Origin of the sequence: Candidatus Sulfotelmatobacter sp. (assembly GCA_036500765.1) — a bacterium.
GTDB lineage: Bacteria > Acidobacteriota > Terriglobia > Terriglobales > Acidobacteriaceae > Sulfotelmatobacter.
In genome coordinates this window covers 2,004,134-2,019,699 of the sequence record DASYBM010000004.1, presented here as the reverse complement: position 1 = coordinate 2,019,699, position 15,566 = coordinate 2,004,134, and the positions used below count along the sequence as shown (strand labels likewise).

The following is a 15,566-nucleotide window of genomic DNA, read 5'->3' as shown; positions in this document are numbered from 1 at the left end:
GGAAGGCGAGAGCAGGAATCCGTTTCCCTGCAAATGCTTTATAATTCGCGCCGCTGCGCACGATGGCTTTGGGAATTTGGATCGCCCTGCCCGCCGCGTCGATAGGTCGATTCAAGGAGGACGGTTTGACCAACGCGATTTCAGGGAAACTGCAACTCTCATTGTCAGCATTCATTTTTCTATTCGCCGCTTTCCCGCTGCCCGCGCAATCCCCCGCCTTCGACCTCGTCATCGTCAACGGCCACATCATCGACGGCACCGGCTCGCCGTGGTACTCGGGAGACGTCGGCATCCGAGACGGCAAAATCGCCGTCATCGGCAATCTTTCCGGGGCGTCGCGCAAGCGCACGATCGATGCCGCCGGCAAGGTCGTCGCGCCCGGTTTCATCGATATGCTCGGTCAGTCCGAACTCTCGATCCTGGTCGACCCGCGCCTACCCTCGAAGATCTATCAGGGCATTACTTCGGAAATTACCGGCGAAGGCAATTCCATCGCTCCCCTCAACGACGCGATCATTCACTCCGACCGCGAAAGCTACGAGCACTACAAGATCACACCCAACTGGCGCACGTTCCGCCAATATTTCGCGCGCCTCGAAAAGCAGGGCATGGGTATCAACCTCGCAAGTTATGTCGGCGCAACGCAAGTGCGTCGCATGGTGCTCGGCGATGACGACAAACAGCCCACCCCGGCGCAACTCGATGAGATGCGGTCACTGGTGCGCGACGCCATGAAAGACGGCGCCGTCGGCGTCTCCACTGCGCTTGAATACGCCCCCGCGCCCTACGCCAAAACTGAGGAACTGATCGCGCTTGCCACCGAAGGGGGAAAGTTCGGCGGCATCTACTCCACGCACATGCGCGACGAGAGCAACGCAATCATTCCCGCGATCGACGAAGCCCTGCGAATCGGCCGCGAAGCGCACGTTCCCGTGGAGATCTGGCACCTCAAAGTCGCGGGCAAGAAAAACTGGGGACGCATGCCGGAAGTTGTGGCGAAAATAAATTCAGCACGCGCGGCTGGCGCCGATGTCTCCGCCGACACCTACGCCTATACCGCTTGGGACAACGATTTTTCTGCTTTCATCCCGCCCTGGGCGCACGATGGCGGAACCGCGAAAATGGTGGAGCGCCTGAAAGATCCCGCCACACGCCAACGCATTCGCCAGGACATGCTCACTCCCTCCGACGCCTGGGACAACGAATGGGAAGAGATTCCCGGACCGGAGGCAATTCTGATCACCGACGTGGGAAATGCGCAACTGCTTTCGCTCCAAGGCAAGCGCCTGTCGGAGATTGCAAAGGTGTGGAATAAAGATCCGATCGACGCGCTCTTCGATTTTCTGATCCAGGATCCCTCGAGCAGCGTCGCTGTCTTCGGCATGTCGCAGGCCGATGTGACTCTCGCCCTGCAACAACCCTGGGTCGCCATCGACAATGACAACGGAGGCACCTCGCCCGAAGGCATCCTCGGCCAAGCCCATCCGCATCCGCGCGCGTACGGAACATTTCCGCGAATCCTGGCCAAATATGTTCGAGAAGAGAAAGCCCTGACCCTGGAAGACGCCATCCGCAAATTTTCCGCGCTGCCTGCACAGCGCATGCGCCTGACCGACCGCGGAGTGCTCAAAGCTGGTATGTGGGCCGATGTGGTGATCTTCGATCCCGCAACGGTTCGCGATCGCGCAACCTACGACAATCCCAATCAACTTTCCGAGGGGATGGAATATGTTCTGGTCAACGGCGTGCCCGTGATTGATCAAGGCAAGATGAGCGGAGCCCTTCCCGGCAAAGTGCTGCGCGGCCTGGGATATGGGCCTTAAGATTTCGGAGTGGCCCCGCCTTCAGCGCAGCGATTGCACACGTGGGAACTATTTCGCAGCATCCGGTTTCAGTCGCGCCTGCGTTTCCGGCCCCGCCAGCCGAATCACTCGTGGTTCGGCCAGCGTCCCGGTAATCGTGTATCCTGCGGCCGCCCCGGCATTCGGAGTCCCCGCCATTCGCAAATCAAGCTCGCCTTTCAACGATGCGGTTCCGCTGACCTGAAACTTTCCGCCCGGAGAATCCAGCTTCCCATCCTTGATCTCGATCATTCCTGCGTGCAATTGCGCCTGCCCGGCAAACTCCGCGACTCGAAGGGTCTCCGCAGTTTCTCTCGGGCTGGCCTCCCAGGAACCGCCCGGCAAGGCCCCATCCTTCATATCAAACTGAAGGCTGCCTTCGGCCGTACCCCAAAACTCCGGTGTGCAAGGCCCGTTCATTTCGTAGCTCGCATTTACCGTCCCTGCGATCCAGTCGTTTTTCGTGGCACCGGCGAGTTCCGCTAAAGAGGCGCCCGTCAGAGTCCCGCTTCCATTGCAAACGATCGGTTTCGCTTTGAAGTCCGCCTGCCAATGCCCGCGATGTTTGCCGCCCAGAAAATCTGCATTCAACTCTGAGATTTGCAGCTTCCCGCTGGCAAGTCGCACCTTCGCCGAAACGCGCGTTGCCGGAAGACCCTGGAGGAGGAGGCGGTCTGCCGTTATCTGCCCCGAGGCGCGCGCGATCGTCAGAAACGATGTTTCCGACGGCCCGGCTGTCGCGCTCGATTCCAGAATTCGATACCACGGTCGCTGTTTCGTGCTCGGGCTCACCCACTCGCCGAATTCGGCGAGAGCAATCTGGTTTGCGCTCAAAGCGAAATGCACTTCGCAGGCTTCGGGAGTTCCGCACCCACGCGGCATCTCCAACGATCCCGTCCATCGGGTCTCCCCGGCTTTCGCGTTTAACTTGCTGACGCGAACTACATCGTGCAAGAACTGCACATCGGCCGCTGCGACCGCGATCGGCTCACCCACGCCGCGCAGGGCAACGCGCGCATTGCGCAGCTTCGCCGAGCCTGTTACCTGCGGTCCCGTGAACCCGGAATTTGTACCATGACTGCGCTCAGCCCATGATCCGGCAATGTGCAGGTCAACCTCCGCCGTGCCTTCCGCCGTCGATTGCAACGCCGGCAGCCCGGACATTCGACCCAAACGCAATGCCTTCGAAATCTCGGCTTCGCCTGCAATCGTCAGATTGTAACCACCGCGGTTTATCCATCCTTGCGCTGTAGCGGGAGTTGCGCCTCCAATCGCGACCGGAAAGGGTCCAAACTCAACATATGGTTCGTCGGGTATTCGCATTCCGGTCGCATTTTTTCGAAAGGCGATACGGCGAGATCCAACGCTCGCCGACGAGTCCCCGACGGAGATCACGAAGGGCACCGTCTCCGGCCCGATCTCCGTCTTATTAGCCACGGAGGCCAGATGGAAGTCGCTGAACGCGCCATGACCTTCCAGTCGAAGATTCGCCGCCGGTTTTTGCTCAATCCGCAGACTTCCGCCTACCGATCCGGAAGCGACAAGATCCTCGGGAAGATTATTCTTCGCCCGCTGGGCCAGCGCTACGGCTGCGCTCGCCGGGACATTTTGCGCCATGACCGCAAGTTCATAATTACGGCTGCCCAGCAGACCCATATTTCCTTTCAGCGTGATCAATCCGGTGCCGACCGGGGCGCTGCATAGCAGCCCATGAAAGGCATGATCGACGGAGCTGTATCCGGCGTCGCAGTGTCCTGCCAAGCGGAGCGCATTGCCGCTGGTGATGTCGTACCGTCGAAAATCCTGAATCGAGGCATTGCTCGCAATTTGCAAATCGGCCGGAGTTCCAGCCAGCGCGACATTCAGCAGAACTTGACCCCGCCAGCCCTGGTCGTTGCCGGTGAAGAATTTCGTGAACTGTCCTAACTGTGCGCGGCTCCACTGAATCGTGAATTGCAGCGGCGTGTCGCGCAGCGTGTCCGCCCGCTGCCAAGTTCCGCTCACTTGCAAAAGTCCAGTATCATTCAAGTTCAAGTCGGTGCGGAACGGTTGCGCCTTCAATCGAACGCCCCAGCTATTTTCGGAATCCTGCCATAGAGAAAAATCGGCGTTGGTAAGGGCGTAAGGTTTTTTCTCTGGGCCGCTCTTGAAATTGATCCGCGCCGAGGTGGCTTCGATATATGGAAATCCCGGCCGGGGCTCGGACTTCGCTTTTCCCGTAGGAGCCAGAGGGTTGTGCGCGGTGCGTTCCAACAGCGCCTCCAGATTCCAGCGCCCACCCGGCGTGTGTACCAGGTTCAAGCTTGGTTCGGTAAGTTCCAGCCGCGCGATTTCCAGTCTTCCGCGCAACAGCGACGACAGGCGCAGAGACGCCGTCACTCCGCCAGCCCGCAGCATCGGCTCGGCTCCAAACGCTGGAGCGTCGTACACCACCAGATTTTCCAGATCGAATCCTGGCCGCGGCAGCAACCGCATATGCACCGAGCCAACGTCCACCGATCGGCCCACAGCCGAACTAATGGAGGAGACGATTCTCGATTTCAGATGGGAGGCGCCGGGACGCAGAAGGAACAGCCCCAGCACAATCGCTGCCGCAACTGCCAATCGTCGCTTGGAGGAGAACAGTTTCACCGCACCCTCACCAGACCTTCGAGGGGCATTATTTTACAACCCGGAGCGTCCGTCCCCAGCGGGTCTCGTCGAAGAAGTGCAGAACCACCTTGCCGAAAAACAAGATTCGGTCGCCCCAACTGGTCTTGCGATATTGATCGCTGGGCGTCTCGAACGACCAATAGATGAACATCGGCCGCCCGATCACGTTCTCCTTTGGAATGAAGCCCCAGTAGCGGCTGTCAAGACTCACACCGCGATGATCGCCCATCGCGAAGTAGTGGTCCGGCGGCACTACCAGATCGTCCCCCTGAATGTAGGAATGCAAATCGACAAACCAGTTGGGCGACATGTTGCCGTCATCGGCTGGTGGGACAGATGGAAAATCATTGCGATAAGGATCGAAAGTGTCGGCGTCGTGCAGCACATAAGGCTCGTCCAGAGCCACGCCGTTGCGATAGACCACGCCATTACGCAGATGGATACGGTCTCCCGGGACGCCAATGATGCGCTTTACCACGTAGGTGCCGGCCTGATTTGGGTCGGGATGCAGAAACACAACGATGTCCCGGAAACGTACGTCCCGATAGGGAAGCAGCGGACCGATCCACTTGCTCCGCGGAGCAAACTGGATGCGATTCACGAACACGTGGTCGCCGATCAGGAGCGTATTCTCCATCGAACTCGATGGAATCTCGAACGCCTGTACGACAAAGGTGATGATGAAGAGTCCCGTAACGAGCACCGCGGCCAGCGACGACAGAAACTCGACCGTAGTCTCCTTCGGTTTCTCTTCCGCGACGTTGTCTTCGGGCGCTTCTTTGACTGCTATCTCTTTTTTCGCCACCGTCATCGTTCGTTGTCGGCTCAAAGCGTCTCTCGAGTCTGTTGAGTACTGTGGCCAGGGTGCGGGTTTGAGCCGTACCGTAGTTATTGGTAGGCGCGGCTTTGGACGTGCCCTAAGCCCCGTAAAAAGTGGGCGCCTCAGCCCCTGAGGGACATTTTCAGTGTACCAGTCGCAGCGTCCGATTCCAGCGCGTGAGCTGAAAAATATGCGTCACCGCGTACGCCAGATGATAGAGTCGGCCTGCAATCGATGAAGATGGGCTCTTATCCCAATCCCGCACCGACCAGTAAATTACCAGCGGCGTTCCAATGATGTTCTCCCGCGGCACGAATCCCCAATACCGGCTGTCCTGGCTGTCGTCGCGGTTGTCGCCCATCACGAAATAGTGCCCGTCGGGAATAATCAATTGGCCGTCTTCCACCAACTTCCGCATCTCCAGCCACCACTTTCCCTCGAGAAAAGGAGCGGGAATATCCACGCGCGGAAAATCGTCGCGAAACAGATTGTTCGGTGGTTCCAGAAACCGTACATACGGTTCGTCCAGCGGCTTGCCGTTGATGAACACCTTCTTGTTCACCATTCGCAGATGGTCTCCGGGGACGCCGATTACGCGCTTCACAAAGTGCTGCTGCGGATCGACCGGGTAGTGAAACACGATAACATCCCCACGCTTGATCGCCTGATACGGCATCAGGTGATCGCCCGGCCCACGTCCTCCGTAGCACAACTTGTTCACCAACAGGTAGTCGCCGACCAGCAGCGTGTTCTGCATCGACTCGGAAGGAATCTGGAACGCCTGAACGATAAACGTGATTACGAAAATCGCAATCACGACGGTGCCCATCAACGACTGGAGCGATCCGATTATATCGCTGCCGAAAGTGTTAACTAGGCGCCGCGTCGGCATAGGAGGTTGTTCGACTGCGGCCTGGAGCTCAACTGGAACCCCAGGCGGAGCGGCGACGGGAGCCGGAGGGGCCACAGGATCTTCGATCGAAGCGATAGGAAAGTTTGGCGAATCCATGAAATCTAATTTCTTCTTTTCTACTGAATCTTCTACTTATCCTCTAAAGCTTCGGCCGAATGAAGCCCGGCAGAATGTAGCGGCGCTCCCTTCGCATCGCCGGCTTTCGGGCGGGAGGCCAGAAACGTCAACAGTTGCCGCGCCGCGTCCTGCTCGGCCGTTTTTTTGGTCGAACCCTGAGCCCGCCCAACGAACTCCGTGCTCTTCCCACCATTCTTTGGATGCAATCGCGCCTCGACCGTGAACGTCTTGCTATGTTCCGGACCGGCCTCCTCGACCAGCACATACGCGGGTTGAGGCAGTCCCAGGCTTTGCACCGCTTCCTGGAGAGCCGACTTGAAATCAGTCACCGGAAGCGTGCCGCCGCCCCGCTCCATCCGTTCCAACTCAGGCGCGATCACATTACGGATCACGAACGCCCGCGCCACCTCCAGCCCGCCATCCAGATAGATCGCCGCCAGGATCGCCTCCAGCGCATCGACCAGCAGAGCTGTCTTGCCGCGCCCGCCGCTCTTTTCTTCGCCACGTCCCAGCCGCAGGTAGTGGCCCAATTCCAGTTCCTGCGCCACCCGGATCAAATGCCTTTCGCTCACCAGGTGAGCCCGAAGCTTCGAAAGCTCACCCTCGCGGAATTGAGGAAAGCGCTGAAACAATTCTTCGCTGGTCACCAGGGCCAGCACGGCGTCGCCCAAAAATTCCAACTGTTCGTTGTCGCTTACCTTGTATTTGCTCTCGCCCGCCTGTTGCGCTTCCTGTTCCCGCGCCTGCGAACTGTGCGTCACTGCCTGCTCAATGAACGCGCGCCGCCGGAAGTGATAATCCAATCCTTCTTCCAGCGCCGTGATTTCCCGTTCTTTCATACGTCCATACGCGGTGTCATTCTTATGTGGGGAGAGCCGCCCTCGGCTGTCCGGCGAGCGCAGATCGCCAGGTTTGTGCTACCGATTTGAGCAACGCTGCCCTAATTCTTCGGAGGCGCCGTCGTTTGCCCCGGCGCCGACCCACTGCTCAGTTTTGTCAACCGGTCCTTCTCATCCCGCGCGGCTTTACCCACGCCCGAGTCAGGTCGATCCTTCGTAAGCTCCACTGCCTGGTCGCAATACTTCATCGCCTCCGGAAGTTTGTTCTGCATATCCAGCGCGACCGCCAGTTGGAAAACCGCGACGGTATCAGGCTGCTCCGGCAACGCGTCAATCGACTTGCGCAGATTCGTCTCCGCATCCGGCCAGTTACTGGCTTTGAATGACAATGTCCCCAAAATAAAGTAGGCCTCGGACCGCAAGAAGCCCTTGAACGCGGCTAGCTTTGCCGGATCATAGCCCGAAGTCGGAACGTCCGTCTCAATCGTCACCAAAGCATGCTCCGCATCCTTCTTGGCTTCAGCCAGGCGCTGGTCTTTGTCCAGATCCGTATCGTGCGTCCGTTCCGCCAGCGCGTGCGCCACTCCAACCAGGGCGGCCGGGTCATCGGGATCAATCGCCAGGACTTTCTTGGCCATTTCGATCATTTTGTCGGCGTTATTGGCCTGCTGATACCGTTGCATGGCTGCCGTATAGAGCAGAGCACGCAGTTCACTCTCAGGAAATTTGGTCGCGAAATCGTCGGCAGACTTTTCCAGCGCCGCTGGATCGGCCTGCGCCATGGCCGCGTTGTAGGCCGCAAACTCCGGCTGCGTCTTGGCCTGTGGCGGACGCTTTCCCTGCGGCGCGGCAGGATTCGCTGTTTGTGCTGCGGGCGCCGACGCGGGTTTGCCCGTGTTGCCGCTACTCTGTCCGAAACTCCAGGCGCACATTCCGCCGACGTACATGCCCAGAACTGCCACCGCCTCCAAGACGATCGCTGCTCGCTTCATGCTTTCTCCTCGCCCCTGAACTTTTCCGATCTCAATCACCCGCGACAGCCGCAACGATAAATCTTATCGTAGTGTGGGTTGTTTTCACTGAGAGCTGATACCTAACAGCTGACAGCTTACTACTGCGGTTTTGCCGGAGGCTCGTATGCCTGCTCCAGACCGTGCTCCGCCGCTGCCTTGACCTCGGGCAGTTCCGCCCCGGCAGTCAAAGCCGCCTGGTACTCCTTCATGGCCGCCTCGCGATCTTCCTTCATATCCAGAATCCTGCCCAGATATACGTGCGACCATCCAACCACCTTGGGATCTTTCGTCTCCTGGATCGCCTTCTGGAAATTCTGTTGCGCGCCCTCGCGATTCTTAGTCGCCACCGCGGCCTGTGCCAGGATGAACAGCGCCCGACCGGGATCTCCGATTTTCTTATCCAATGCCTGCTGCGCCAGTTCCTGTGCGCCCTTGGGATCGCCCGCCGCCAGACGCTTTTCGGCCGTCATCAGCATCCGGCGATCTTCGAGTCGGGAAAGTTGCACCAACTCCGGCGCCGATACACGCACATACTGCACCTCACCCGCTGCCTTCTCCTCCGCCTTCAAATCGACGTTATTTAGAATGTCCGAATACGCTGTTCGCAGTCCTGCCGGATCTTTTTCAAACACCACCAGGGCGTTGTAGAAGTATCGGGTTAGCACGTAACCTTGCTTGACCGCATCGTCCACCGCCTGCTGACGCATGGCCTCGACGGTCTGCTTGTTTCCCAGCGTGCGTATCTCAATCGCCCGTATCAGGCACTCGGTCACCAGCAGCGAGATGTCCGACTTGAATCCCTCTTCCAGCGGCGCCCGCCTTACCGATTGCAGTAGCGGTTCAATGCGCTTGATCGAGCTGAAATGTTTCTCCGCCAGCGGATCGAGCAGATAGTGCAGATACGCATGCCGAATCTGCGGCATCTTCAGCGGATCGGTCGAACTCGGGTCCGGCGAAGGAAAGACGACCACGTCATAGTCAGTCCCGTAATTGCGGGCGTTCGCCTCATTGGGATCGCCCATGAAATCGAGATAGACGGTGAACGTCCGCCCGAGAAATCCGCCCGACTGCATTTTTAGATAAATGTCGGTATCGAACACCATCTTCGACAGCGGGACATGATAGCGATCCACCAGCGCCGCATAGTTCGCGCGGTGCTTCTCCCAGATATTATGCAGCCCGGCCTTGTCGTAGAACTTTTCCAGCACCGTGCCAAATGCCGACAGCGGCTCGGCATCCGGAGGCATGTCATCCTCCTTCACTCGCGGCAAAAAGTGCGGAGGCCCTTGCAAGTACAGCGCCAGCGATACATACTGCGACAAGTCATGCGCCGCATCTTTTCCCTTATGCCCCAGGTACCAGTCGCACATCGCAGTCATGGCGCCCTGCGCGTCCTCGGAATTTCGCAGGTTCCGCTCCACCTCAGCCCGAATGTTGAGCCGCTGCGCATCGGAAATGTTCAGGCCTTCGCCGTAGCCGCAGGTATTCATCGCCGTCAGCACGGCGAACAGCGTCTCACTCGTATCCAGCGTAATCGGATTATTATTGTCCGCCAGACACACCGGCCCCAGCAGCCCCACCAACCCGGCCACCACGAAACCGCGAAGCCCACAACGTTTCCAAAAGTGAAGAAACCGACTCAGGAATCCCTCCCGCAGGCAAACCACACACGATGGCCAACATGAACCATAGGCGGAGAACACCTTCAGTTTAAGGGCTCGTAGGCAGAGGGTCAAACCGATTTGGGGGCTTATGGTGGTTGATCTTTCCTGCACGACCATCAAAGTGGGTCCCCCATCCTTCGCGCTTTTTGCGAAGGGTGGGAATGGGGAATGCTGGCACTAGAGGTTTGAGGCAGGAGAGCGCTACTCTACCCGATCACGAATCGAAATCCAAGCAGAGGCAATCGCCGGTAGCACGAGCGCTTGATAAGGTGCGGATGATGAGCGCCGTAGGTTCGATGCACACGGCTGCGCATAAGTAAATCCCACGTCAGAGATAGCATCGCGTCCCGTCATTGCAAAGTAGCAAGCACGGGGCACCCACATTTCTATAATGGGTACGAGAAAGCTCACCCCGAAAAGGTGGGCCAGCCTGGCTGCGAGATGTTATGAAAAGGAATACCGCATTCATTGTCGCGCTGATTCTCGCCGCGCTCATGCTGTCCGGCTTCTTGGCGGTCTTCGTCGACTGGATTTTCTGGTTCGCCATGATGTGTGCGGTCTATCTCGCGGTCGCGAAGATGTCGCGAAGGGCAAAGGGATTCGCTAATAGGGCCAGGGACTTTAGGTTCGATGACTAGACAGGCTATATTCAAGATCGTTCTTGCATCAGCGGGGCTGGCTCTGTCGCTTTACCTCGCGCTCGGCGGCTGGGCATTGAAAGCAGACTATGGCATCCGTACTCCCGGCGTCAGAGCAGCGGAGTCTGTCGGCACGTCAGGTCGAGGCCTCAGCGCGGCGTTCGCTACGCAGTTGTCTGTTGACTGCGCTTTCTGGTTCGCCTTGATGTGCCTGATCTATTTTGTGGTTACGAGGCTTCGACAAAGGTCTCGATGACTAGACCTAGACGGCAGCATGACGCGGGCCGGTATTGCGGAGGAAATAATGAATCGCAAGAACGGAATCTTTCTTTCGACCATTCTTTTTGGGCTCACGGCGCTTGGATCGATGCCTGCCTATGCCCAACAACCTCTGATCCAGATTACTGCCCCGGCCAACAATAGCTTAGCTACCGAGGGCCAGACAATCACCATAACCGTCTCTGCTGACCCCTCGGTCCAAATCGTGGGCGTGATTCCCCAAGGTCCGCTTCCGGAGGTGCAAGCGACCTCGTCCGCGAACCAGTTTACGCTTGCCGTTCCAACCACTATTCCCGCAGGACTCTACAACCTTACTGCGATCGGAACCAACGCGAGCGGCGATGTCGAGTCTGTGCCGGTTGCAATTGACGTTGAGCGACAGTACGTTCCCACCAGCATTGCGGCCAATCCGCCCCCCGCTCAATCTCAAGTCGGTCGGCGACCAATACCCAACCTATGTCATCGGAACCTTCGGCGACGGCACCACGCTCGACATTACGGGTTCGACACAAACGGTTTTCAGCTCGAACAATACCCAAGTCCCGTCGTGGTGATAATCGGTGGCCTGTCGACCACTGTCCCTGGAGGAAATTTCACGGTGAATTAACCGACCCAGTCGCTCCTAAACGCCGACCCGACATCGCTCTTGTGTGCTAGCATTTCTCCTGCTGCTGGTCCCTTTGATGCTCAACTTACGTCCAATTCCCTTGGGCTCGATCCCTGGCATTGAACCTGTGTTCGTAGTGGGAGCGGGCCGCTCCGGCACTACTCCGCTACAACTTGCCCTCAATATGCATCCTGAACTTGGTGTGTATGGGGAAACGCAGGCATTCTTTGAGTATCGAAGGTTTGGGCCGCCCGCCAATGAAGTGAACTTCCGATCTCTGCTCGACCACTGGCGCGGTGTTCTTTCCGAGTGTTGCCCTTACAACGATCTCCTCGAGAATCGAGAGATACAAAGCCAGTTGGCTGATGCGCCGAGCTACGCCCACATACTGAACATACTGATGGGAGCGATAGCCGCCCGCGAAGGCAAGAGCCGCTGGGGTGAAAAGACTCCGGCGCATATTTTAAAGCTGCCCGAGATTCGCGCCTGCTTTCCGAACGCGGGGATTATCCACATCGTGCGCGACCCTCGCGCCGTGGTTTGCTCTACCATCAAGGCCTTCAACCGAGGGCAATTCACCGACTGGAATGTCTATAGCGCTGCCCACCACTGGCTGCGCTGTTTAGAAGTTCATGCCCGGCAAGAGTCGCGCAAGGAATCGGAAAACAGCGACCGCTACATGCTGGTGCGATACGAAGATTTCGTAACTCAGCCAGAGGAAAGTCTAAATGGAATCTGTTCGTTCCTGGGCATTACGTTCGTGAGAGCGATGCTGAAGGCTCATCAAGTCGCGTCCGACTACGTACGGCCGCGCAGATGTGGCGGCAAACCGGATTTGCACGTCCTGACTCGAAAACCATTGGATTCCGGCCGCACCGATGCCTGGCGAGGAATTCTTTCCCCTGCTCAGTCCAAACTCATCGAGCAGGTTGCGGGAAGGCAGATGGCAGGTTTGGGTTATGAGCCAGCGCACGAAGGGGAGTCTCACGCACCCCTGCGGGTTTCGTACTTTTCGATGCGATCGGCAGTTTGGGTAAGCGGGGAAGTCCTGATGAATCAGATCAAAATACCGTATTGGGCTGTCCGACGTGTGATCGATTCGCGGAACGCGTCGAAGGGTTCCGATGATGCTCAAAATGGGGCGACTCCTGTGGTGAACTCCACTCTCTCCGTAAAGCAGAAGCGGATGGGGTGACTAGCATGGGCCGTTTATGCCTTTTGGAAGACGGAACAGGTTAACCTCGGCAAGTCACGTCCTTTGCGCTAGCGGGAAAAGCTTCCGCCCCAGTGTGCTTCCCGAGCCTAAGTCGTCTAAAAACCTTGTGCTTACTTTTCGGGTTCCGTTACCTTCAGGACGCGGTCCGCGTCGACGTCGCGCAGTATTTGGATGGCACCTGGGGGCCAGTGAATTTCGATCGCTCCTACATGGCTGTCGGCACCCAGGCCAAAATGCACGGGGCCATTGCTCGACGACGCATAGCCATATCCCGCGCCTGCCAGGCCGGCGGTATTGGTAACATCGGTGAAGGTGCCGTTGCCGTCATTTCGGAAGAGGCGGTTGCGGAATTTTGGCGAGTCTTTCTGGAGCGTCGCAAGGTTGGCGCCATTGGTGAAGAAAATGTCGGGACGTCCGTCGCCGTTGTAATCGAAAATGGCCACGCCGCCAGCCATAGTTTCAGGTGCGTTCTTCGCCGGAGTAACTCCATTCTCCAAGTGAAACGGGATTTTCTGCAGCTCGAATAGGATTGGGCTAGGGCTGGAATCGGTTATTGCAGAAGGAAGCGAACCCAGCATGAGAGCGAAGGTAAGTAAAACAAGCTTTAGGACGCGCATTCCCGCCTCTGCCTCCATTTCCGGCCACTCCCTACATAAACTGCGCCGTGGCCGCGCTTTTTGCAAGGTTTTGCTTCATCGATGACATGCGGACGTTGGCGTGCTTGTCTGAAAACGGGGAGGCGCCCGTCATGAGTCTTCCGAGCCGATCCGTTTCCGGAATAGTGTCGAAATAGGAAATACACTATTGCATTTCGCGTCAGCATGCCCCTTCGGTCCTTTCGGCTCTCGCCGAACTGTACGACTATTACTCACAGGCGGCGGAGCCGCACACGGCCAGAGATACTACCGGATATCGGTAGCGAATCCTGGAATTCAGACGTCAGAACTGCGTCCGCGCTCTCTTCATCGGATCCGACGCAGGAGTTGGGGTTTTGGAATCTCTCAATCCGCTATTTTCTTCCGACTTCATGCCGCACGGCTACTGCTATCAGTGGAATCCGTGGATTGTATGGCTTCATGTCATCTCCGATCTCCTTATCACGATTTCGTATTACTGCATACCACTGGTGCTGATTTACGTTGTCCGCAAGCGCCGGGACTTGCCTTTCCACTGGATGTTCCTCATGTTCGGAGCGTTCATACTGAGTTGTGGCACAACCCACCTGCTGGAAGTGTGGACGGTATGGCGCCCGGACTATTTTTTATCGGGCATCGTAAAGGCGGCCACCGCGGCGGTCTCCGTGACCACGGCGGCATTGCTACTGGCAGTGGTTCCCAAAGTATTGACGCTGCCCAGTCCCGCCGGATTACTGGCGGTCAATAGCGAACTCGCCAAACAGGCCGCGGAGCGAAGACAGGCGGAAGAGAGGTTTCGCGCTCTACTGGAAGCTGCCCCCGACGCCATGGTCGTGGTGAATCGCGAAGGAAAAATCGTACTCGTCAACGCCCAGGTCGAGAAGTTATTCGGATATGGTCGCGAGGAACTGTTGCAACAGCCGATCGAAATATTAGTGCCGGAGCGATTCCGCGGACAGCATCCCGGCCATCGCAATGCCTTCTTCGCCGATCCCCGGGTACGTCCCATGGGGGCCGGCATTGAGTTGTATGGATTGCACAAATACGGCCGCGAGTTCCCCATCGAAATCAGTCTCAGTCCCTTGCAGACAGCGGAGGGCATATTAGTCTCCGGCGCCATCCGCGACATTACCAGCCGCAAGCGGGCCGAGGCCAAGTTTCGCGCTCTGCTGGAAGCAGCCCCCGATGCCATGGTGGTAGTGGATCGAACCGGAACGATTGTCCTGGTCAACGCGCAGGTCGACCGCTTGTTTGGCTATCGTAGAGAGGAAGTTTTGGGCCGAAAGATTGAGGTCCTGGTGCCCAAACGTTTTCAGGATCAGCACCCGGCTCACCGCGACGCGTTTTTTTCCGATCCCCGGGTCCGTCCCATGGGCGCCGGCCTAGAATTGTATGGATTACATAAGGACGGCCGGGAATTTCCCATCGAGATCAGCCTCAGCCCATTGGAAACGGAAGATGGGATCCTGGTCTCCAGCGCAATACGAGATATTACTGAGCGCAAACGGGCGCAAGACCAGATTCAGAACTTGAACCGCGAACTGGCGGGGCGAAACACCGAACTCATCGCGGCCAACGAAGAATTGGAGAGTTTCAGTTACTCCGTGTCGCACGATCTCAGGGCTCCAATCCGGCACATGGATGGATTCTCCAAGTTGCTCCACGACGAGTACGGCCCCGACCTGGACACGACAGCCCAGCATTACCTGCGCATGATTCAGGAAGGCGCCACCAGCATGGGTGGACTGGTGGACGGCTTGTTGAACCTGGGCCGCATCGGGCGGAAGGAACTCGATTGTAAACTCACGGATTTGAATTTGCTGGTGAAGAGCGTGCTCCGCGATCTTCAACCCGACTGCGAGGGACGGCAGATCGAGTGGCGCATTCAAGAATTGCCCAGTGTGCCATGCGATCCCGGATTGATGAAGCAGGTGTTCGCCAACCTGCTTTCCAATGCCGTGAAGTACACCCGACGCCGGGATTCGGCTCTCATCGAGATTGGCGAACTTGTTCGTGAACCTGCGGTCGAGGGCCGTTCGGTTATCTATGTCCGAGACAACGGCGCAGGATTTGAGCAGCAATACGTCCACAAACTATTTGGCGCTTTCCAGCGACTGCACCGCGCCGAAGAGTTTGAAGGAGCCGGCGTGGGATTGGCCACGGTCCAGCGCATCGTCCGAAAACATGGGGGCCGCATCTGGGCAGAAGGGAAGGTAGATCAAGGCGCCGCTTTCTTTTTCGAACTAGGGCAAAACCTGAACCCAACGCCGGAGGAGACCCTGGCATTGACCGGGCGGACTTGTCCGTTCCCGGGAGCCAGCCAATAGGAGTA

Annotated in this window: 12 protein-coding genes; 5 read left to right on the top strand and 7 right to left on the bottom strand. The window is 57.8% G+C overall.

The features are described from left to right. Positions 1-125 precede the first annotated feature (125 nt). Positions 126-1,823, top strand: coding sequence for a D-aminoacylase (locus tag VGM18_11420; GenBank protein HEY3973607.1), 1,698 nt, complete (start codon positions 126-128; stop codon positions 1,821-1,823). A gap of 48 nt (positions 1,824-1,871) precedes the next feature. Here the strand turns inward: VGM18_11420 and VGM18_11415 are convergent, their stop codons facing one another. From VGM18_11415 to VGM18_11390, 6 genes are all read right to left on the bottom strand, one after another. Further along, on the bottom strand, positions 1,872-4,472 hold the full coding sequence (locus VGM18_11415) for an AsmA family protein (GenBank protein HEY3973606.1): 2,601 nt from the start codon (positions 4,470-4,472) through the stop codon (positions 1,872-1,874). A 28-nt stretch (positions 4,473-4,500) separates the two neighbouring features. After that, positions 4,501-5,322: a signal peptidase I gene (gene lepB, locus VGM18_11410; GenBank protein ID HEY3973605.1), complete on the bottom strand. Its 822-nt coding sequence runs from the start codon at positions 5,320-5,322 to the stop codon at positions 4,501-4,503. 133 nt (positions 5,323-5,455) lie between these two features. Next, complete coding sequence (gene lepB / locus VGM18_11405) at positions 5,456-6,322, bottom strand: signal peptidase I (GenBank protein HEY3973604.1); 867 nt, start codon at positions 6,320-6,322, stop codon at positions 5,456-5,458. 32 nt (positions 6,323-6,354) lie between these two features. Further along, a complete protein-coding gene (gene rnc, locus VGM18_11400) occupies positions 6,355-7,182 on the bottom strand; it encodes a ribonuclease III (GenBank protein HEY3973603.1) in 828 nt (275 codons plus the stop codon). 101 nt (positions 7,183-7,283) lie between these two features. After that, positions 7,284-8,174 (bottom strand): hypothetical protein, encoded by an 891-nt coding sequence (locus VGM18_11395; GenBank protein ID HEY3973602.1) that lies wholly within the window; start codon positions 8,172-8,174, stop codon positions 7,284-7,286. Between the two features lie 119 nt (positions 8,175-8,293). Further along, entirely contained in the window at positions 8,294-9,787 is a 1,494-nt protein-coding gene (locus VGM18_11390) for a hypothetical protein (GenBank protein HEY3973601.1), read from the bottom strand. A 518-nt stretch (positions 9,788-10,305) separates the two neighbouring features. Here VGM18_11390 and VGM18_11385 point away from each other — a divergent pair. From VGM18_11385 to VGM18_11375, 3 genes are all read left to right on the top strand, one after another. Next, the gene (locus VGM18_11385) at positions 10,306-10,497 is read left to right on the top strand and encodes a hypothetical protein (protein HEY3973600.1); all 192 of its coding nucleotides are present in this window, start codon (positions 10,306-10,308) and stop codon (positions 10,495-10,497) included. Positions 10,498-11,117: 620 nt separating this feature from the next. Beyond that, positions 11,118-11,330 (top strand): hypothetical protein, encoded by a 213-nt coding sequence (locus VGM18_11380; protein ID HEY3973599.1) that lies wholly within the window; start codon positions 11,118-11,120, stop codon positions 11,328-11,330. 153 nt (positions 11,331-11,483) lie between these two features. Beyond that, positions 11,484-12,578: a sulfotransferase gene (locus VGM18_11375; GenBank protein ID HEY3973598.1), complete on the top strand. Its 1,095-nt coding sequence runs from the start codon at positions 11,484-11,486 to the stop codon at positions 12,576-12,578. Positions 12,579-12,709: 131 nt separating this feature from the next. Here the strand turns inward: VGM18_11375 and VGM18_11370 are convergent, their stop codons facing one another. After that, entirely contained in the window at positions 12,710-13,054 is a 345-nt protein-coding gene (locus VGM18_11370) for a CRTAC1 family protein (GenBank protein HEY3973597.1), read from the bottom strand. Between the two features lie 536 nt (positions 13,055-13,590). On the opposite strand from VGM18_11370, the gene VGM18_11365 reads away from it, so the two are divergent. Next, positions 13,591-15,561: a PAS domain S-box protein gene (locus VGM18_11365; GenBank protein ID HEY3973596.1), complete on the top strand. Its 1,971-nt coding sequence runs from the start codon at positions 13,591-13,593 to the stop codon at positions 15,559-15,561. The last annotated feature ends 5 nt before the right edge of the window (positions 15,562-15,566 follow it).